Consider the following 18,364-nt stretch of genomic DNA (forward strand, 5'->3'; position numbering starts at 1 on the left):
CGCCGGCCATCCTGTCCTATATGTGCGAGCGATGCGCTACCCGCCCGGAACCCTCGACGAGATTCGCGCCCGCCTCCCGGTGTCCGAGGTGGTGGGAAAGCGTGTCCGCTTGCAGAAGGCCGGCCGGGAATGGAAGGGGCTCTCGCCTTTCAACGCGGAAAAGACCCCATCGTTTTTCGTCAACGATCAGAAAGGCTTCTATCACGACTTCTCGTCGGGAAAGCACGGTGACATCTTCTCCTTCCTGATGGAGACGGAGGGCGTGCCGTTCCCGGAGGCGGTGGAGCGGCTCGCGGCGATGGCCGGCGTCGACCTGCCCAAGATCTCGCCCCAGGCGATCGAGCAGGAGGAAAGGAGCCGCAGCCTCGTCGAGGTCATGGCCATGGCCGCGTCCTTCTTCCAGGCGGAGCTGCGGGGCCGGGCGGGGACCAGGGCGCGAGCCTATCTCGACGGACGCGGCCTCTCGCCGGAGACCCGCGACGCCTTCGGGATCGGCTATGCGCCCGCGGACCGTTTCTCGCTGCGCGATCACCTGGCCGGCAAGGGCGTGACGCCCGAGGCCATGATGGAGGTCGGGCTGCTGGTCCAGCCGGAGGGCACGGCCGTGCCCTTCGACCGCTTCCGCGATCGGGTGATGTTCCCGATCTGCGACGTCAGGGGGCGCGTCATCGCCTTCGGCGGGCGGGCGCTCGAGAAGGATGTCCCGGCCAAGTACCTGAATTCCCCCGAGACGACGCTCTTTCACAAGGGGCGGGTGCTCTACAACCATCACAACGCCCGCAAGGCGGCCCACGACAAGGGCAGCGTCATCGCCGTCGAGGGCTATGTCGACGTGATCGCGATGAGCGCGGTGGGGTTCGCCAACACCGTGGCGCCGCTCGGCACCGCCCTCACGCCCGACCAGCTCGCCCTTCTGTGGCGGATGGCGGACGAGCCGATCCTGTGCTTCGACGGCGACAAGGCCGGCCGGCGGGCCGCCTACCGCGCCCTCGACGTGGCTCTGCCGATCGTGACGCCGGGAAAATCCCTGCGGATCGCCTTCATGCCGGAAGGACAGGACCCGGACGACCTGGCGCGCGCCGGTGGGCACGGTGCGTTGGCGCGGGTGATCGACGCCGCCCAGCCTCTGGCCGAGGTGCTGTGGGCGCGCGAGGTCGAGGCCGGCCCGCTCGACACGCCCGAGCGCCGGGCCGCGCTGGAGCGCCGCCTGCGCGACCTGCTGTCGGCCATCCAGGACGAGGACCTGCGCCGCCACTACCGGGCCGACATGGACGCGCGCCTGCGCGCCATGATGCCCGGCTCGGCCCCGCGCGGCGAGCGCAGGCCCTGGGTCGAGCGCCGAGGCGGGGGCCGTTTCGAGCCCCGCCGGCCCACCGGAATCCCGGAGCAGCTCAGGGCCAGCCCGCTGCTGGCCCGCAGCGCGCTGTTCTCGCGCGCGCCGTCACCGTCGCCGCGGGAGTCGCTGATCGTGCTGGGGCTGGCGGCCCACGCGGACCTTCTCGCCGACATGGCCGAGGCGCTGGCCAGCATGGATCTCGCCGACGCCGATGCCGGCCGCGTCAGGCAGGCTCTCGTGGATGCAGCCGCCCATGGCGAACTGCCCGCGTCGGGCAGCGTCCGGGAACTGCTGGAGGCCTGGGGCCTCGCCACGCCGGTCGCGCGGCTGGAGGGGGCCGTCCGGCCCGGGGACCGGTGGTGCCTTGACTCGGCCGCCGATCCCGAGGAAGTGAAAGACAGCGTTCGACAGGCCATGATCTTGCATCGGCGCGCTTTGACGCTACATAACGAACTCGGTCTGGCCCAGACTGCATTCGCACAGGACGACAGCGAGGCGAACCTCGCGTGGATCCGGGATCTGCAGGCGCAGATTTCCGCGATCGACGGCACCGAGGCGGAGCGCGAGCGTCCCGAGGCGTGGGGCGAGGTCGGATCGGACGGGGAGTAGCGCTGGCGAAGAGACGAGGCACGGATCCGCGATGCGGGGCCGCCTGGATGTCTCGTCGGCGGTGCAGGACGGGGAACTTTGGCCCGTGAGTGTTGCTCCGCAGACCGGAGGAGGCCCGGTGTGCAGGACGGTTAAGCTTGACTTAATCGAATCGCGACACTGATGGGGACGGTGCGGTGAGCAGGGCGGAAGGGCACGGTCCCTGCCGCCCCTTCATGCGTGAACGATGCGGTCGTCCCCTTCGGGACGTCGGTGTCGCAGACGGACTCGGAGCGATCGGGCATGGCGACAAAGACAAACGACAAGGCCGAAGGCGATGTGGCCGATGCCCCGCAGGCCGACAGCCCGTTGCTGGACCTTACCGATCAGGCCGTCAAGCGGATGATCAAGCTCGCGAAGAAACGCGGGTTCGTGACGTATGAGGAGCTGAACGAGGTCCTTCCGTCCGAGGAAGTGACGTCGGAACAGATCGAAGACATCCTGGCGATGCTCAACGAGATGGGCATCAACGTGGTCGAGTCCGAGGAGGCCGACGGCGAGCGTCCGGAGTCTGCCGCCGAGGCCGACGAGGAAGACGAGCCCGGCGACCTCGTCGAGGCCGCTCCGCGCGCCGTGGTCACCAAGACCGAGCGCGCCGAGCCCGCCGACCGCACCGACGACCCCGTGCGCATGTACCTGCGCGAGATGGGATCGGTCGAGCTGCTGTCGCGCGAGGGCGAAATCGCCATCGCCAAGCGCATCGAGGCCGGCCGCGAGGCCATGATCGCCGGGCTCTGCGAGAGCCCGCTGACCTTCCAGGCCATCATCATCTGGCGCGACGAGCTGAACGACGGCAAGGTCCTGCTGCGCGACATCATCGACCTCGAGGCCACCTACGCGGGCCCCGAGGGCAAGGGTGCGCCCAAGGCCGGCGAGGTCGAGGAAGAGGCCGAGGCCGCCGAGGGCGGGATGGGCGACGAGCCGCCGATCCCCGAAGGCGACATGGAAGAAGACGACATGGAGAACAATGTCTCCCTGTCGGCCATGGAAGCCGAGCTGAAGCCGAAGGTCCTGGAGACCTTCGATCGCATCGCCGACGCCTACAAGAAGCTGCGCCGCCTGCAGGACCAGAACGTCGAGTCGCGCCTCCAGAACACGACGCTGTCGCCCGCCCAGGAGCGCAAGTACAAGAAGCTCAAGGAAGAGATCGTCACCGACGTCAAGTCGCTGTCGCTCAACCAGAACCGCATCGACAACCTGGTCGAGCAGCTCTACGACATCAACAAGCGGCTGATCGGCCTCGAGGGCCGGCTCATGCGCCTGGCCGAGAGCTACAAGGTCTCGCGCGACGACTTCCTCAAGAACTACCAGGGGTCGGAGCTCGATCCCAAGTGGGTCCTGCGCGTGTCCAAGCTCGGGACGCGCGGCTGGAAGGATTTCGTCGCCCACGACAAGGACGCGATCAAGGACATCCGCCAGGACATCCACAACCTCGCCTCCGAGACGGGCCTGGAAATCCAGGAATTCCGCAAGATCGTGCACATCGTCCAGAAGGGCGAGCGCGAAGCGCGGCAGGCGAAGAAGGAGATGGTCGAGGCCAACCTGCGCCTCGTGATCTCGATCGCCAAGAAATACACGAACCGCGGCCTTCAGTTCCTGGATCTCATCCAGGAGGGCAACATCGGCCTGATGAAGGCGGTGGACAAGTTCGAGTATCGCCGCGGCTACAAGTTCTCCACCTATGCGACCTGGTGGATCCGGCAGGCGATCACCCGTTCGATCGCCGACCAGGCCCGCACGATCCGCATTCCGGTGCACATGATCGAGACGATCAACAAGATCGTGCGCACCAGCCGCCAGATGCTGCACGAGATCGGCCGCGAGCCGACCCCGGAGGAACTCGCCGAAAAGCTGGCGATGCCGCTGGAGAAGGTCCGCAAGGTGCTCAAGATCGCCAAGGAGCCGATCTCCCTCGAGACGCCGATCGGCGACGAGGAAGACAGCCACCTGGGCGACTTCATCGAGGACAAGAACGCGATCCTGCCCATCGACGCAGCGATCCAGTCGAACCTGCGCGAGACGACCACCCGCGTCCTGGCTTCGCTCACGCCCCGCGAGGAGCGCGTGCTGCGCATGCGCTTCGGCATCGGCATGAACACCGACCACACCCTCGAAGAGGTGGGCCAGCAGTTCTCGGTGACCCGCGAACGTATCCGCCAGATCGAGGCCAAGGCCCTGCGCAAGCTCAAGCACCCGAGCCGCAGCAGGAAGCTCCGGAGCTTCCTCGACAACTGAGGGCGAAATCCTGTTCCGAGCAGCCGAGAGACGGTGCGTCCTTCGACACGCCGCCTTCGGCGGCTGCTCGGAGCATGTGAACCCTTCACCGAAGGACTGGCAGTCCAGTTCAATCCGACCTCTCAGCCGTCATCCCCGGGCTTGGCCCGGGGACCCACGACTTTGACGGCGCCATTCTGAAGGCGTGGGTGGCCGGGCCAGGCCCGGCCATGACGCGGAGCGGGAGGTGCTCGCTGGACGACTGAAAGATTCACATCCGAAGGCCGCGAAGCGGCCGAGTCGAAGGACGCACGACGGCTCAGCCGGCCCCCAGCGCCGCGAGCCAGCGCTTCAGCCGCGCCAAGTTGGCGCCCAGGTCGGACCGGCCGATCTGGCTGCGTGAGTACAGGGCAACGGTGGACTTGCCCTCCGGTTGCGGCAGCACCAGCACGTCCACCGTGTCGGGGTAGCGCATCAACGGCGTCCGGACGACGTAGCGGTCGCCCCGCCCCGAGACGGCCTCGGCCACCTGCACCGCCCCCGGCTCCGCCAGCGCGACGGCGCGGATCTTTTCCCGGAGGTCGGGCGCCGACAGCGCGAAAACGGGGGAGGGGAGGTCCGAACGGGCTCCGCCGCAGAGCCCGGGCGGGCAGATCAGCGCGTCGTTGGGGGTCGTCCGCCGGACGAGGCGGGAAAAGTCCACGGGGCCGAGGTCGGGCGGCCCGAAGGCGAGTGTCCAGACCCGCTCGATCCCGAACGGCTTGTCGCGCAGGGCGATGCTGATGGCCACGACGGCCAGGAGGGCACCCAGGATCGTGAGCATGGTCCGCATAGGCCGCGATGGTGAGGGCAGGGTAGGTTTCACTCTCACCTCCCCGATGCGAGTCGTCCATGCCGTCGATAACGTCCCCCGCCGTCCTTCCGATCCTGCTGCTGATCGCCTCGAACGTCTTCATGACCGTGGCCTGGTACGGCCACCTCAAGTTCACCGACCGGGCCCTGCCCGTCGTGGTCATGGCAAGCTGGGGAATTGCGTTCTTCGAGTACTGGCTGGCCGTGCCCGCCAACCGGATCGGCCATGCGGTCTATTCGGCCGCGCAGCTCAAGACGATCCAGGAGGTCGTCACGCTGGTGGTGTTCGCCAGCTTCTCGGTGCTGGTTCTCAAGGAACCGCTGGGCTGGAACCACGCGATCGGGTTTTCCCTGATCGCCGCGGGCGCCTTCTTCATCTTCCGGCCCTGAAGGGCCTCAGCGCAGCGCGATCGTCTGCAGCGGCGCCTTGGCGGTGGCGGCGGTCGGCCCGGCCTCCGGCGCCGGCCGGGCGAGCAGGACGACGGCCGTGCCGACCATCAGCATCATGGTGAGCCAGGACGAGATCATGAGGTGGCGACGCGCCTCGATGCGCACCGGGGCGCCCGTGCTGGGGCGGGGCATCGTCAGGGGGGCGTCGAGATCGCGGATCATGGGAGGGCTCCGGGTGACGTCGGTGTTGTCCGATGGCGTGACCATGCCGCAGCCCCGTCCGAACCGATGTGCGATCGCGCACACGGGCGTTTCACCGCTCCATCTCGCGCGTCGATCGGTTCGATCAAGGCTTTTGGCTTGAACTGCCCTGGGCTGCGGACTAGGTTCCGCCGTCCTCAAGGGGACCTTGCTGAACCGTTCCCGGGCCCGAGGGCCCGACGCCGATCCGGAGCCCCGCCATGGCCTTCCTCGCCGACGCCCTGAACCGCGTGAAGCCGTCCGCCACGATTGCCGTGACGCAGAAGGCCCGCGACCTGAAGAACCAGGGCCGGGAGATCATCAGCCTCTCGGTCGGCGAGCCGGACTTCGACACGCCCGAGAACATCAAGGAAGCCGCCATCGCGGCCATCCGCCGCGGTGAGACCAAGTACACCCCCGTCTCCGGCATCCAGCCGCTGCGCGAGGCGATCGTGCGCAAGTTCAAGCGCGAGAACGGCCTCGACTACAAGGCGTCGCAGACGATCGTCGGCACCGGCGGCAAGCAGGTGCTCTACAACGCCTTCCTGGTGACGCTGAACCCCGGTGACGAGGTGATCATCCAGGCGCCGTACTGGGTCAGCTACCCCGACATGGTGCTGCTGTGCGGCGGCACGCCCGTGTTCGTCGACTGCACCATCGAGTCGAACTTCAAGCTGCGCGCCGCCGACCTCGAGCGCGCCATCACGCCCAAGACCAAGTGGCTGATCCTGAACTCGCCCTCGAACCCCTCCGGCGCCGCCTACACGCGCGACGAGCTGAAGGCGATCACCGACGTCCTGCTCAAGCACCCGCACGTGTGGGTGCTGACGGACGACATGTACGAGCACCTCACCTTCGGCGACTTCGTGTTCACCACGCCGGCCCAGATCGAGCCGAACCTGATGGACCGCACGCTGACCATGAACGGCGTGTCGAAGGCCTACGCGATGACCGGCTGGCGCATCGGCTACGCGGCCGGGCCCGAGAAGCTCATCAAGGCCATGGACATGGTGCAGGGCCAGCAGACGTCCGGCGCCTGCTCGGTGGCCCAGTGGGCCGCCGTCGAGGCCCTGGACGGCCCGCAGGACTTCATCCCCCAGAGCCGCAAGGTCTTCGAGGGGCGCCGCGACCTCGTCGTGTCGATGCTGAACCAGGCCAAGGGCCTGCGCTGCCCGCTGCCGGAAGGCGCCTTCTACGTGTACCCGTCCTGCGCCGAACTGATCGGCAAGACGGCGCCGTCGGGCAAGGTCATCGCGACCGACGAGGATTTCGTGTCCGAGCTCCTGCAGGCGGAAGGCGTCGCCGCGGTCCATGGATCGGCCTTCGGCCTCGGCCCCAACTTCCGCATCTCCTACGCCACCTCGAACGAACTGCTCGAGAAGGCCTGCGCCAAGATCCAGAGCTTCTGCGCCAGCCTGCGCTGAGGCTCGCCGGACGACCGTCGACCCGTTCGCGACAACCTACCTGCCGTCTTGGCCGGGCTTGGCCCGGCCATCCACGACTGCGGATGGTGCCTGCAAAGTCGTGGATGCCCGGGCCAAGCCCGGGCAGGACGCGCGGAAAGCGAAAGCAGCATGCTTTCGCGCTTCAACGGTCCCTCAAAGCTCCCGCACTTCCACGAAGGCCGCGGCGTCGCAGGCCTCGATGACGCTGTCGATGACGTCCTGGTCCTCCCCGTCCTTCACCTTGGGAAGGTCGTCGGGCGCCACGTAGACGATGTAGCCCAGCACATTGTTGAGCGCGGCGCTGGGGTGCTCCTCGGCGTAGCTGCGCTCGTCCTCGAGGGTGAGGGCGTCATAGCGCTTCACGGCCTCCAGCGGCGTCTCCTCGCGCGGGGGACCGTCAAGGTCCAGCGTGTCGGCCACGATGGACCCGGTGACGTTGTCGAGGATGATGTAGCGAGGCATGCGAAGGCTCCTGCAGGTCGTCCGGCTGCGACATTCGTGGCCGGAACCGCGCCGTACCCGGCGCGTTGGCGCGGTTCTTGACGAACCGCGAGGACAATCATGACCGACATTTCGCAGGCACGCATCCTCATCCTGGCTACGGACGGCTACGAACAGTCCGAGCTGAGGGTGCCGCTGAACAAGCTCCGCGAGGCCGGCGCCACCGTCGACGTGGCCGCTCCTTCCAAGACCCGCGAGCCCGGCCGCATCCGCGGATGGGACGAGAGCGACTGGGGCGACACCGTGCCCGTCGACAAGCCGCTCGAAGCGGTGGACGCCGAGAGCTACGACGCTCTGGTGCTTCCGGGCGGCCAGATGAACCCCGACAAGCTCCGCATGGAGCCCAAGGCAGTCGCGCTCGTGAAGCGCTTCGCCGATACAGGCAAGGTGGTCGCCGCCGTGTGCCACGGACCGTGGCTCCTGGTCGAGGCGGGGCTCGCGCGCGGGCGCGAGATGACGTCCTGGCCGTCGCTCAAGACCGACATCGCCAATGCCGGCGGACGGTGGACCGACCGCGAGGTGGTGACCGACAACGGCATCGTCACCAGCCGCAATCCGGGTGACCTCGACGCCTTCGTCGCCAAGATCATCGAGGAGATCGGCGAGGGTCGCCACGGCCGCCGCTCGGCCGCCTGATCCCACACGCATTCGTGCACGGGCCGTCGGCTGACGCCGGCGGCCCGCATGATATCGTGAGGGCATGCGCATCGTGCGGACCCTGCTCGCCATCGTGACCATCGCCATCCCGGCGAACCTGGCCCCGGTGTCCGTCACGGCGCACGAGGTCGTGCGTCGCCCCGATGCGGGCCCGCAGCTTCCGCCATGCACCTGCCGGGCGAACGGGCAGGACTTCCAGATGGGCGAGGTCGCGTGTCTGCGCACGAGCCAGGGGGCCCGGCTCGCGCGCTGCGTCATGGTCCTGAACAATTCGTCCTGGGAAACGATCCAGCAGTCCTGCCCCTCCGCGGACCGGGCTTTCACGCCACGTCCCAGCGGCTGACGCCGGCGGCGTCAGCGCGCCGGAGCGAGCTCCAGCTCGGTCACGCCGGCCGCCAGGTTGAGCCCGGTCTGGGCGCTGACCGACAGCGGCTGCAGGCTAATCGTCCGGTTCGAACCGCCGACGAGGAGGTTGGCGCCCAGGCCCGCACCCGCGGTCGCCTCCGCGCCCGCGCCGGCATAGGTGCCGGCCAGTGCGCCACGCTGCCAGGTGTTGGTGGGCGCCAGCACGGCCCAGGCGATCTGGCCCTTGGTGGTCGCGCCCACGTCGAGACCGTACTTGCGCACCGTTCCGACATAGCGCTCGCGCGGCCCTCCGCCCCGCGCCGGGGTGAACCGGCAGGAGAGCGCCTTGGACGACGTGATGATCAGGCCGACGCCCCCCGAGACGGAGCATTCGAGCAGTCCCACCCGGGCCGGCGGCGCCGCGCTCTGGGCCGAGGCGGGAACGATGGCGGCGGTCAGCGCCGCAGCGGCGATCAAGGTGCGCAACATGACGTGTCTCCAGGTGAATGCCCGCAGACAACCTTGAGCGCGGGCAAGAGGTTCCGCAGGACGATCTCCGCCGCTTGTTGCGGTATATCGATATATGATATCAATTCGCCATGAGAACGCTCATCGACGTCCCGGAACACGATCTCGATCGCCTGGCGGAGCTCGCGTCGAAGCGCAAGACGTCGAGGGCTGCGCTGGTGCGCGAGGCGATCCAGCAGTTTCTGATGGCCCAGCGTCCTCTTCGCGACGATGACGCGTTCGGGCTTTGGAAGACGGGCGAAAGCGGTCTCGACTATCAAAACCGGCTCCGCGACGAATGGTGAGAGCCGTCTTCGACACCTGCATTCTCATCGACCACCTGAACGGAGTCGGTGGCGCGCGCGAAGAGCTGGGCCGCTACGCCGAGCGCTTCATCAGCGTCGTGACGTGGATGGAGGTGATGGTGGGAACGACACCCGTCACGGACGCGGCGACGCACGCCTTCCTCGACGGTTTCGTCGTCGTTCCACTGGACGGCCACGTCTCGGAGCGCGCGGTTGCCATTCGCCGCGAGCGGCGCATGCGTTTGCCGGACGCCATCATCGCAGCAACCGCGGCGTCGATCGCCGCGGTCCTCGTCACCCGGAACACCAAGGATTTCGACGCCACCGATCCCGGCGTCAGGGTTCCGTACACGACGGTGTGACCCAGCCCGGAGCTCAGCCCTTCTTTCCTCTGAAGGTCCGCGTGCCCGGCCGGCCCGCCTTGCTGCGCGCCGCCTCGGTGGCGCCTAGCGGCCGACCCGTGCCGCCGCCCAGATTGTGCGGGCCCATCTCGTCCAGCGACGGTTTGCGGGCGCGTGTCTCGGGCATGTTGGCGGCATCGCCGTATTTGCGGGGTCCGCGGTAGCCGCCCGTCTTGTCGTCCACCTCCGACTGGGTCGCGAGCGGATCGTCGGCGATCGCGAGTTCGGTGGCCTGCAGGCGCTTGATCTCGTCGCGCAGCCGCGCGGCCGTCTCGAACTCGAGATTGGCGGCCGCCTCGCGCATGCGCTTCTCCAGATCGGCGAGGGTCGCCTTCATGTTGTGGCCGACGAGCTGGCCCTCCTTCGCCACGCCGGTGTCCACGCGGACGTGGTCGCGCTCGTAGACGCTTTCGAGGATGTCGCCGATGTTGCGCTTCACGCTTTCAGGCGTGATGCCGTTCTCCTCATTGTAGCGCTGCTGCTTCTCGCGGCGGCGGTTGGTCTCGGCGATGGCGCGCTCCATCGAGCCGGTGATCTGGTCGGCATAGAGGATGACGCGGCCGTCGACGTTGCGCGCCGCGCGGCCGATGGTCTGGATCAGCGAGGTTTCCGATCGCAGGAAGCCTTCCTTGTCGGCATCCAGGATGGCCACCAGCGCGCATTCGGGAATGTCGAGGCCCTCGCGCAGCAGGTTGATGCCCACCAGCACGTCGAAGGCGCCGAGCCGCAGGTCGCGCAGGATCTCGATGCGCTCGATCGTGTCGATGTCGGAGTGCATGTAGCGCACCCGCACGCCGTTCTCGTGCAGGTACTCGGTCAGGTCCTCGGCCATGCGCTTGGTGAGCACCGTGACGAGGGTGCGGTAGCCCGCCTGGGCCACCTGGCGCACCTCGCCGAGAAGGTCGTCCACCTGCGCGCGCGCCGGCCGGATGTCCACCTGCGGATCGATCAGGCCGGTCGGGCGGATGACCTGTTCGACGAAGACGCCGCCGGTCCGCTCCATCTCCCAGGAGCCCGGCGTCGCCGACACGTGCACGGTCTGCGGGCGCATGGCGTCCCACTCCTCGAAGCGGAGGGGGCGGTTGTCCATGCAGGAGGGCAGGCGGAAGCCGTACTCCGCCAGCGTGGCCTTGCGCCGGAAGTCGCCGCGATACATGCCGCCGATCTGCGGCACCGTGACGTGGCTCTCGTCGGTGAAGACGAGGGCGTTGTCCGGCAGGTATTCGAACAGGGTCGGCGGCGGCTCGCCGGGCTTGCGGCCGGTCAGGTAGCGCGAATAGTTCTCGATGCCGGCGCACGACCCGGTCGACTCCAGCATCTCGAGATCGAAGGTGGTGCGCTGTTCCAGGCGCTGTGCCTCGAGCAGGCGGCCCATGCGGTAGAGCTCCTCCAGCCGGATCTTGAGCTCTTCCTTGATGCTCTTCACCGCCTGCTGCAGCGTCGGCTTCGGCGTGACGTAGTGCGAGTTCGCGTAGATCTTCACGAACTCCAGGTCGGCGGTCTTGGTGCCGGTGAGAGGGTCGAACTCCTGGATCGACTCCACCTCGTCGCCGAACAGGCTGATCCGCCAGGCGCGATCCTCGTAGTGGGCCGGAAAGATCTCCACCACGTCGCCGCGCACCCGGAAGGTGCCGCGCTGGAAGTCGCCCAGCGAGCGCCGGTACTGGAGCGCGGTCAGGTCGGCGAGGAGCTGGCGCTGGTCCAGCGTCTCGCCCGCCTTGATGGCGAAGGTCATCGCCGTGTAGGTCTCCACCGAGCCGATACCGTAGATGCACGACACCGACGCGACGATGATCACGTCGTCACGCTCCAGCAGGGCGCGCGTCGCCGCGTGCCGCATCCGGTCGATCTGCTCGTTGATCGAGCTTTCCTTCTCGATGTAGGTGTCGGTGCGCGGGACGTAGGCTTCCGGCTGGTAATAGTCGTAGTAGCTGACGAAATACTCGACCGCGTTGTTGGGAAAGAAGCTCTTGAACTCGCCGTAGAGCTGGGCCGCCAGCGTCTTGTTGGGGGCGAGAATGAGGGCAGGGCGGTTCGTCCGGGCGATGACCTGCGCCATCGTGAACGTCTTGCCCGAGCCGGTGACGCCGAGCAGCACCTGGTCCCGATCGTGGTTGCCGACGCCGGACACCAGTTCTTCGATGGCGGTGGGCTGGTCGCCGCGCGGCTCGAACTCGGACACGAGATCGAAGGCGATGCCGCCTTCCGACTTTTCCGGGCGTGGGGGGCGGTGCGGCGCCCACACCTTCTGCTCGCGCAGGTTGGGGTCGCCCTGCTCCAACAACGATTTGAGGGAGTCGACCGTGGCCGTCGCGCCGGTGAGCCCGTTGCGGACGAGCTGCGCGTCCTCGTCGTCGTCCCTGGCGACGTTGCCCTGCCGCACGCGCTTGGGCGCGGCGTTCAGGATGTCGGCGCGCGAGAGGTTCTTGTCCCTCTTGCGGTTGCCGGGCGACAGGGCTTCGGCGGCCGGCTCGTCCGGCAGGCCGAGGGCGCGTGCGAGCTTGGTATCGACGGGCCTGACCGTGTCGGCATCGTAGCCGCTCTGCGGCCCTTCCTGGAATCCACGCGCCGACGCGCGATCACGGTTGATCGCAGGGTTGAGAAGCGCGGCAAGGTGCTCGTCGAGCGGCTTCAGCTCGGGTTTCGACGCCTTCGCGCGGGTCTCGCGCGGCGTCCTGGAGGGTGTTTTGGCCATGGCTGGAAGATGGGCCGACTCAGGCCCCTCGGCAAGCCATGGCGGATCAGTGCCACTTTCTGCGAGTTACATTACGAACAATCAACCGAAGGCTGAAGCTTCGCTATACATTTCACTCAAATGAGGTGAAAAGGCTCTCGTTACCGGCCGCGACATAAATGGCGTCATTTCAAGAGCTTATTTTTTCCCAGCCCATCCGGTGATAGGAGCCTCCGCAAAAGGCTCCTTTCTTTTTTGCCGCACATTGTCGCTCGCATACCGGGAATTCCGGTCTCGAATTGATCACAGTTTCCCGGAATGCTTGTGCTCAGGTTCAAGCACCGCGGAGATCACATGACCGACCCCGCAAACGACCTGAGGCACGCGCTCAACCGCTTCGGCCTCGGCGGCCGACCGGGTGAACCGCAGCGGATCGCCGGCGACCCGCGCGGCGCCGTGCTGGCCCAGCTGGCCCGAACCGACGCTGCCCTGCTGTCCGGCCCCGCTCTGCCGGCCACCAGCGCCGCGTATGTCTCGTATCGACGGCAGGAGATCGGACGGGAGCGCGAGCGGCTGATGGTGGCCGCCGCGACGGCGCAGTCCGCTCCTGCTCCCACGCCCGCCATGGCGCAGCCCGGTGCCATGACGGCGATGGCGACCCCGCCGCAGAGCCCGCAGCCCGCGGCGGCCAAGCCGCCGCCGCCACCCCTCGCGTACGAGCACCAGGTCTACCGGGCCGAATCCGGCGCCCGCTTCGAGCGCCTCGCCCAAACGGAGACGCCGTTCGTCGAGCGGCTCGTCATGTTCTGGATGAACCACTTCACCGTGTCGGTGGCCAAGGGTGGGCATCTGCGCTCGATCGCCGGCTCCTTCGAGCGGGAAGCGATCAGGCCGCACGTGCTCGGCCGGTTCGCCGACATGCTGAAGGCCGTCGAAACGCATCCGGCCATGCTCTTCTACCTCGACAATCCGGCGTCGACGGGACCGGAATCCCGCACCGGCCTGGCCAACAAACGCGGGCTGAACGAAAATCTGGCCCGCGAAATCCTCGAACTCCACACCCTCGGCGTCGATGGCGGCTACAGCCAGGCGGACGTGACGTCCTTTGCCCGCGTCCTGACCGGGTGGAACGTCACCAACCCGGACGAGGACGTCGTCTACGGCGGCCGCTTCAGCTTCGCGCCCGGCCGTCACGAGCCCGGGGCGCACAGCGTTCTGGGCGTCTCCTACGCGGAGACCACGTCGAACGAGCAGGGCCTCGCCGTTCTCGAAGGGCTGTCGCGTCACCCCGCGACGGCGGCGTTCGTCGCCAGGAAGCTGGCCAAGCATTTCGTCGCCGACGATCCGCCGAAAGCCCTGGTCGACGCGCTGGCCAAGCGCTTCATCGAGACCGACGGCGACCTCGCCGCCGTGTCGCGCGCGCTGATCGAGGCGCCCGGGGCCTGGGAGCCGCCTGCCACCAAGATGCGCTCGCCCATCGAGTTCGTGGCGGCCGTCCTGCGCCTCTCGCCGAAGCTTCCCGACCCGGTGCAGACGCTGAACCAGCTCGCCGGTCTGGGCCAGCCGCTGTGGCAGGCGCCCGGGCCCAACGGCTGGTCGGATCGGGTCCAGGCCTGGGCATCGCCCGAAGGCCTGGACGCCCGCCTGGATCTCGCTGCGCTCTGGGGCCGGCAGCTCGGCCAGAGCAACCCGAAGGACGTTCTGGACGCCGTGCTTGGCCCGGTCGCCTCAGCCGAGACCCGCCAGGCGGTCGCCCGCGCCGAGAGCCGACCGCAGGGCCTCGCGATCCTGTTCATGTCTCCCGAATTCCAGCGCCGGTGAGGTCAGCCATGCTGTGTGAAACACCGTCCCTCTCCCGCCGCGCCCTCCTCGGCGTCGGCGGCTCCATGGCCGCCTGGGCCTACATGCCCCGTTTCGCGAACGCCGCGGACGGTCGCGATCCTCGCCTGGTCACCATCGTGCTCAGGGGCGCACTCGACGGCCTTTCGGCCGTGGCGCCGATCGGCGATCCCGACTATGAGGCACTTCGCGCGTCGATCGCTCTCGCCAAGACCGGCGACAACGCCGTCCAGATGCTCGACGGCTTCTTCGGCCTGCACCCGGCGATGCCGGTGCTGGCCAGGCTCTACCGGGCCAACCAGGCACTCGTGGTTCACGCCGTCGCGACCAACTACCGCGAGCGGTCCCACTTCGACGGGCAGGACGTGCTGGAAAGCGGCCAGCCCGGCCCGGGCCGCGTCGAAAGCGGCTGGCTGAACCGGGCGCTCCTGGCTCTGCCGAAAGGAGAGCGCGTCGCGGCCGGGGGCGGCCTCGGTGTCGGCACGCTCAGCCCTCTCGTCATCCGTGGCCAGGCCCCCGTCCTTGGCTGGGCTCCGCAGGCCATCCAGAAAGCGGATGGCGATCTGGCGGGCCGCGTGCTCGATCTCTACCGCCACCAGGACCCCGTGCTCGGCGAGGCCCTCTCAAAGGGCCTCGACACGAACCGCATGGCCTCGGAGTCCGGCATGTCCGGCGACGCGGCACGACCGCGTGGCGGACCGGATTCGGTGGAGGGCATGAAGCAGATGGCGGCGGGAACGGCGCGCCTGCTCGCCCGCGACGACGGCCCGCGCCTCGCCGCGCTGGCCTTCGACGGATGGGACACCCATGCCAACGAAGGCGGCGCCACCGGACGCCTGGCGACCCTTCTGTCGGGCCTCGACGCGGCGCTCGGGATCTTCGAGCAGAGCATGGGACCGGCCTGGAGCCAGACCGCCATCCTGGTGGTCACCGAGTTCGGGCGCACGGCCCGCATCAACGGCACCGTCGGCACAGACCATGGCACCGGAACGGTGGCTTTCCTCGCCGGCGGCGCGGTGAAGGGCGGGCGCATCGTCACCGACTGGCCAGGCCTGAAGAGCGCCAATCTCCACGAGAACCGTGACCTGAAGCCGACGACGGACCTGCGTGCCGTGGCCAAGGGGCTACTGGCGGATCACCTGGGCCTATCGCCCGCGGTGCTGGGCAGCACGGTCTTCCCGGATTCGATGGGCGTGGCCCCGCTGAAGGGGCTGTTGGGATAGCGGCCTGGCTGCGGCCAGTCAGCCCTTCCAGTCGAGTGCAAGGGCATCGAGCCGAAGCGGCAACTCGGGCACGAGATGCCCTGCCAAGGTCGCATCGGCCTGCGCGACGGTGACGCGCGAAAATCCGCCGTCACCCGGCTCGCGGTGGACGTGCACGACACTCCGGACAGCGTCTATGACCCAGAGTTCGCGCACTCCGAAGGCGGCATAGATGGATGGCTTGCGCTGGAGGTCGTATCCGAGCGTCGAGTCCGCGATTTCGACGGCGAGAAGGATATTGGGGCCGGTGATGTCGGGAAGCTGTACTGGAGCGCGGTAGACGATGACGTCTGGCTCGAGGAACGTGTCGACGGACAAGCGGAACGTCGTTTCCGGCACGACCTGCAACGGCTCCGGAACGTTTCGCAGCCAATGCCTGAGAAGAGCCGCCTTCAGCACTTCGTGCCGGATCCCCTTGGCAGGCATGGGCACGAGCTCTCCGCCGATGAGTTCGAGTCGCTCGTCCTCCTGAAGAATGCCGCAGGCCACCATGCGCTCGACCTCCTCGACCGTGAAGCCACGGCGAGGGAGGCCTTCGGCGGCCTGGGTTTCACGGACAGGGACGGGGACCCGAAGGTTCATGGGCATCAGCCTATGATACAGCCTCGGCGACCTTCCAGCGAGCGGGGGTTGAACTCGCACAACCCTGCAAGTCCGGCAAACTGCCCAAGGCCAAGAGCATGGGCGGCAAGTGCTTAAGCCACCGCGCCGGTGCGGACTGGCCACGCCGGCGACCGGTGTCCGGCTCAGCCAGCCAGCTTGGCCTTGATCGCCGCGCTGGCCTTGCCGAAGTCCATGCGCCCGGCGAACTGCTCCTTGAGGGCCGCCATGACCTTCCCCATGTCCTTCATGCCGGCCGCGCCGGTCGACGCGATGGCCGCGTCGATGGCGGCGGAGACGCCGGCCTCGTCCATCTGCTGGGGCATGAAGCCCATGATGATGGCGATCTCCTCGCGCTCCTGCTCAGCGAGCTCGGGACGGCCGTTGTCCTCGTAGATCTTCAGGCTCTCCTGGCGCTGCTTCACCATCTTCTGCAGCAGGCCCAGGATGTCCTCGTCCGACAGCGGCTCCTTGCCGGCGCCGCGGGCCTCGATGTCGCGGTCCTTGAGCGCGGCGGTGATCAGGCGGATCGTGGAAACGCGGCGCTTGTCGCCGGTCTTCATCGCGTCCTTCAGGCCCGCTGTGAACTGCTCGCGCATGGCTCGTCCTTCGCTGTTGGGCGCTCACGCGATCGGTCCAGACCGTCCACGCGATGCGCCGTCCTGCGCCAAGTGGCTGCAAGACCTTGTGAATTTCATCCGTACCGGCGGTTGACGCTGGCCGCTCGCCCGCATAGGTTCGCGCCAGCTGACCCGGGGCGACCGGGCGATTCCGTTCGACCGGGTGGTTTTCATCCGCTCGGGGCGCAGGACTAGGACGAAAATGGCAACGCTTCAAGATCAGGCGGCCGGCGCCGGGTTCGGTGGCGGCTGGGAAGACCCCCGCGCGACGGCCCTTCTGGTGCTGGCCGACGGGACCGTCCTCGAGGGCACCGGCATCGGCGCCGTCGGCGAGGCGCCCGGCGAGGTCTGCTTCAACACGGCGATGACGGGCTACGAGGAGATCCTGACCGATCCCTCCTATGCCGGACAGATCGTCACCTTCACCTTCCCGCATGTCGGCAATGTCGGCACCAACGAGGAAGACGTGGAGACGGTGAACATGGCCTCTGCCTCCGGGGTCCGTGGCGTCGTGCTGCACACCGTCATCACCGAGCCCGCCAACTGGCGCGCCACGCGCCATTTCGACCAGTGGCTGAAGGCGCGCGGCATCGTCGGAATCGCCGGCCTCGACACCCGCGCCCTGACCGCCCTCATCCGCGAGAAGGGCATGCCCAACGCGGTCGTCGTGCATGCGCCGGACGGCGTCTTCGACGTCGCCGCCCTGCGGGCGCGCGCCGCGGCGCTGCCCAGCATGGACGGTCTCGACCTCGTGCCGATGGTGACGTCCTCGCAGCGGTTCTCCTGGGACGAGACGAGCTGGGAACTGGGCCGTGGCTACGGCCGGCTCGAGGAGCCCCGCCACCACGTGGTCGCGATCGACTACGGCGTGAAGCGCAACATCCTGCGGCTCCTGGCCGATCGCGGCTGCAAGGTCACCGTCGTTCCGGCGACGGCGACGGCCGAGGAGATCATGGCCCTCGCGCCCGATGGCGTGTTCCTGTCGAACGGCCCCGGCGACCCCGCGGCGACCGGCACCTATTCGGTGCCCGTGATCCGCGCGGTGCTCGACAGCGGCATCCCGACCTTCGGCATCTGCCTGGGTCACCAGATGATGGCGCTGGCCGTCGGCGCGAAGACGCGCAAGATGCACCAGGGCCACCACGGCGCGAACCACCCGGTGAAGGACTTCACGACCAACAAGGTCGAGATCGTGTCGATGAACCATGGCTTCGCCGTGGACCGCGACAGCCTGCCGGCGAACGCCAAGGAGACGCATGTCTCCCTGTTCGACGGCTCGAACTGCGGCATCGCGCTGACGGATCGGCCGGCCTTCTCGGTCCAGCACCATCCCGAGGCCTCGCCCGGCCCGCAGGACAGCCACTATCTGTTCGACCGGTTCGTCGGGATGATCGAGGAGCGCAAGGCCGCCCGCGCCTGAGGCGCGGACAGGTCCGCGGAACTCGCGGCGCGAGAGAGCGGTTGTTGAACCCGGCGAGCGGGGGCGTAGCATCGGCCATCCCCCGATTCGCTGCCCGTTCTGCGCATT

At 68.2% G+C, this 18,364-nt stretch carries 18 protein-coding genes; 11 read left to right on the forward strand and 7 right to left on the reverse strand.

All coding sequences use genetic code 11. From position 1 onward, the window contains the following. Positions 1 to 31: 31 nt before the first annotated feature. Positions 32 to 1,945 (forward strand): DNA primase, encoded by a 1,914-nt coding sequence (dnaG, locus tag Q0Q47_RS10985; RefSeq protein ID WP_293858846.1) that lies wholly within the window; start codon positions 32 to 34, stop codon positions 1,943 to 1,945. 282 nt (positions 1,946 to 2,227) lie between these two features. Then, entirely contained in the window at positions 2,228 to 4,219 is a 1,992-nt protein-coding gene (gene rpoD / locus Q0Q47_RS10990; protein WP_293858849.1) for an RNA polymerase sigma factor RpoD, read from the forward strand. A 298-nt stretch (positions 4,220 to 4,517) separates the two neighbouring features. On the opposite strand, the gene Q0Q47_RS10995 is transcribed toward rpoD, so the two are convergent. Further along, positions 4,518 to 5,021: a DUF1499 domain-containing protein gene (locus Q0Q47_RS10995; protein ID WP_293858852.1), complete on the reverse strand. Its 504-nt coding sequence runs from the start codon at positions 5,019 to 5,021 to the stop codon at positions 4,518 to 4,520. 68 nt (positions 5,022 to 5,089) lie between these two features. On the opposite strand from Q0Q47_RS10995, the gene Q0Q47_RS11000 reads away from it, so the two are divergent. Further along, positions 5,090 to 5,440, forward strand: coding sequence for a DMT family protein (locus Q0Q47_RS11000; protein ID WP_293858855.1), 351 nt, complete (start codon positions 5,090 to 5,092; stop codon positions 5,438 to 5,440). A 6-nt stretch (positions 5,441 to 5,446) separates the two neighbouring features. Here Q0Q47_RS11000 and Q0Q47_RS11005 read toward each other — a convergent pair whose 3' ends face one another. Beyond that, the gene (locus Q0Q47_RS11005) at positions 5,447 to 5,662 is read right to left on the reverse strand and encodes a hypothetical protein (protein ID WP_293858858.1); all 216 of its coding nucleotides are present in this window, start codon (positions 5,660 to 5,662) and stop codon (positions 5,447 to 5,449) included. Positions 5,663 to 5,901: 239 nt separating this feature from the next. On the opposite strand from Q0Q47_RS11005, the gene Q0Q47_RS11010 reads away from it, so the two are divergent. Continuing rightward, a complete protein-coding gene (locus Q0Q47_RS11010) occupies positions 5,902 to 7,104 on the forward strand; it encodes a pyridoxal phosphate-dependent aminotransferase (RefSeq protein ID WP_293858861.1) in 1,203 nt (400 codons plus the stop codon). Between the two features lie 174 nt (positions 7,105 to 7,278). On the opposite strand, the gene Q0Q47_RS11015 is transcribed toward Q0Q47_RS11010, so the two are convergent. Then, complete coding sequence (locus tag Q0Q47_RS11015) at positions 7,279 to 7,587, reverse strand: hypothetical protein (protein WP_293858864.1); 309 nt, start codon at positions 7,585 to 7,587, stop codon at positions 7,279 to 7,281. A 99-nt stretch (positions 7,588 to 7,686) separates the two neighbouring features. Here Q0Q47_RS11015 and Q0Q47_RS11020 point away from each other — a divergent pair, with 99 nt between their 5' ends. Beyond that, complete coding sequence (locus Q0Q47_RS11020; protein ID WP_293858867.1) at positions 7,687 to 8,262, forward strand: type 1 glutamine amidotransferase domain-containing protein; 576 nt, start codon at positions 7,687 to 7,689, stop codon at positions 8,260 to 8,262. Positions 8,263 to 8,326: 64 nt separating this feature from the next. Continuing rightward, complete coding sequence (locus Q0Q47_RS11025) at positions 8,327 to 8,626, forward strand: hypothetical protein (RefSeq protein ID WP_293858870.1); 300 nt, start codon at positions 8,327 to 8,329, stop codon at positions 8,624 to 8,626. An 11-nt stretch (positions 8,627 to 8,637) separates the two neighbouring features. Here the strand turns inward: Q0Q47_RS11025 and Q0Q47_RS11030 are convergent, their stop codons facing one another. Beyond that, complete coding sequence (locus Q0Q47_RS11030) at positions 8,638 to 9,117, reverse strand: DUF992 domain-containing protein (protein WP_293858873.1); 480 nt, start codon at positions 9,115 to 9,117, stop codon at positions 8,638 to 8,640. Between the two features lie 110 nt (positions 9,118 to 9,227). On the opposite strand from Q0Q47_RS11030, the gene Q0Q47_RS11035 reads away from it, so the two are divergent. Together Q0Q47_RS11035 and Q0Q47_RS11040 are read left to right on the forward strand one after the other, a co-directional pair. Next, on the forward strand, positions 9,228 to 9,440 hold the full coding sequence (locus Q0Q47_RS11035) for a CopG family transcriptional regulator (RefSeq protein WP_293858877.1): 213 nt from the start codon (positions 9,228 to 9,230) through the stop codon (positions 9,438 to 9,440). After that, a complete protein-coding gene (locus Q0Q47_RS11040; RefSeq protein WP_293858880.1) occupies positions 9,434 to 9,802 on the forward strand; it encodes a type II toxin-antitoxin system VapC family toxin in 369 nt (122 codons plus the stop codon). The genes Q0Q47_RS11035 and Q0Q47_RS11040 overlap by 7 nt, the downstream gene beginning before the upstream one ends. A gap of 13 nt (positions 9,803 to 9,815) precedes the next feature. On the opposite strand, the gene uvrB is transcribed toward Q0Q47_RS11040, so the two are convergent. Next, positions 9,816 to 12,536, reverse strand: coding sequence for an excinuclease ABC subunit UvrB (gene uvrB, locus Q0Q47_RS11045; RefSeq protein WP_293858883.1), 2,721 nt, complete (start codon positions 12,534 to 12,536; stop codon positions 9,816 to 9,818). Positions 12,537 to 12,869: 333 nt separating this feature from the next. Between uvrB and Q0Q47_RS11050 the strand changes: the two genes are divergently transcribed. Together Q0Q47_RS11050 and Q0Q47_RS11055 are read left to right on the forward strand one after the other, a co-directional pair. After that, positions 12,870 to 14,336, forward strand: a complete 1,467-nt coding sequence (locus Q0Q47_RS11050) for a DUF1800 family protein (protein WP_293858886.1) — start codon at positions 12,870 to 12,872, stop codon at positions 14,334 to 14,336. 8 nt (positions 14,337 to 14,344) lie between these two features. After that, on the forward strand, positions 14,345 to 15,577 hold the full coding sequence (locus Q0Q47_RS11055; protein WP_293858889.1) for a DUF1501 domain-containing protein: 1,233 nt from the start codon (positions 14,345 to 14,347) through the stop codon (positions 15,575 to 15,577). A gap of 18 nt (positions 15,578 to 15,595) precedes the next feature. Here the strand turns inward: Q0Q47_RS11055 and Q0Q47_RS11060 are convergent, their stop codons facing one another. Beyond that, positions 15,596 to 16,204: a Uma2 family endonuclease gene (locus Q0Q47_RS11060; protein WP_367278236.1), complete on the reverse strand. Its 609-nt coding sequence runs from the start codon at positions 16,202 to 16,204 to the stop codon at positions 15,596 to 15,598. A 158-nt stretch (positions 16,205 to 16,362) separates the two neighbouring features. Next, positions 16,363 to 16,815, reverse strand: coding sequence for a GatB/YqeY domain-containing protein (locus tag Q0Q47_RS11065; protein WP_293858895.1), 453 nt, complete (start codon positions 16,813 to 16,815; stop codon positions 16,363 to 16,365). Positions 16,816 to 17,038: 223 nt separating this feature from the next. Between Q0Q47_RS11065 and carA the strand changes: the two genes are divergently transcribed. After that, positions 17,039 to 18,256, forward strand: coding sequence for a glutamine-hydrolyzing carbamoyl-phosphate synthase small subunit (gene carA / locus Q0Q47_RS11070; protein WP_293858898.1), 1,218 nt, complete (start codon positions 17,039 to 17,041; stop codon positions 18,254 to 18,256). Positions 18,257 to 18,364: the final 108 nt, after the last annotated feature.

Source organism: uncultured Alsobacter sp., from assembly GCF_945952055.1.
GTDB lineage: Bacteria > Pseudomonadota > Alphaproteobacteria > Rhizobiales > Beijerinckiaceae > Alsobacter.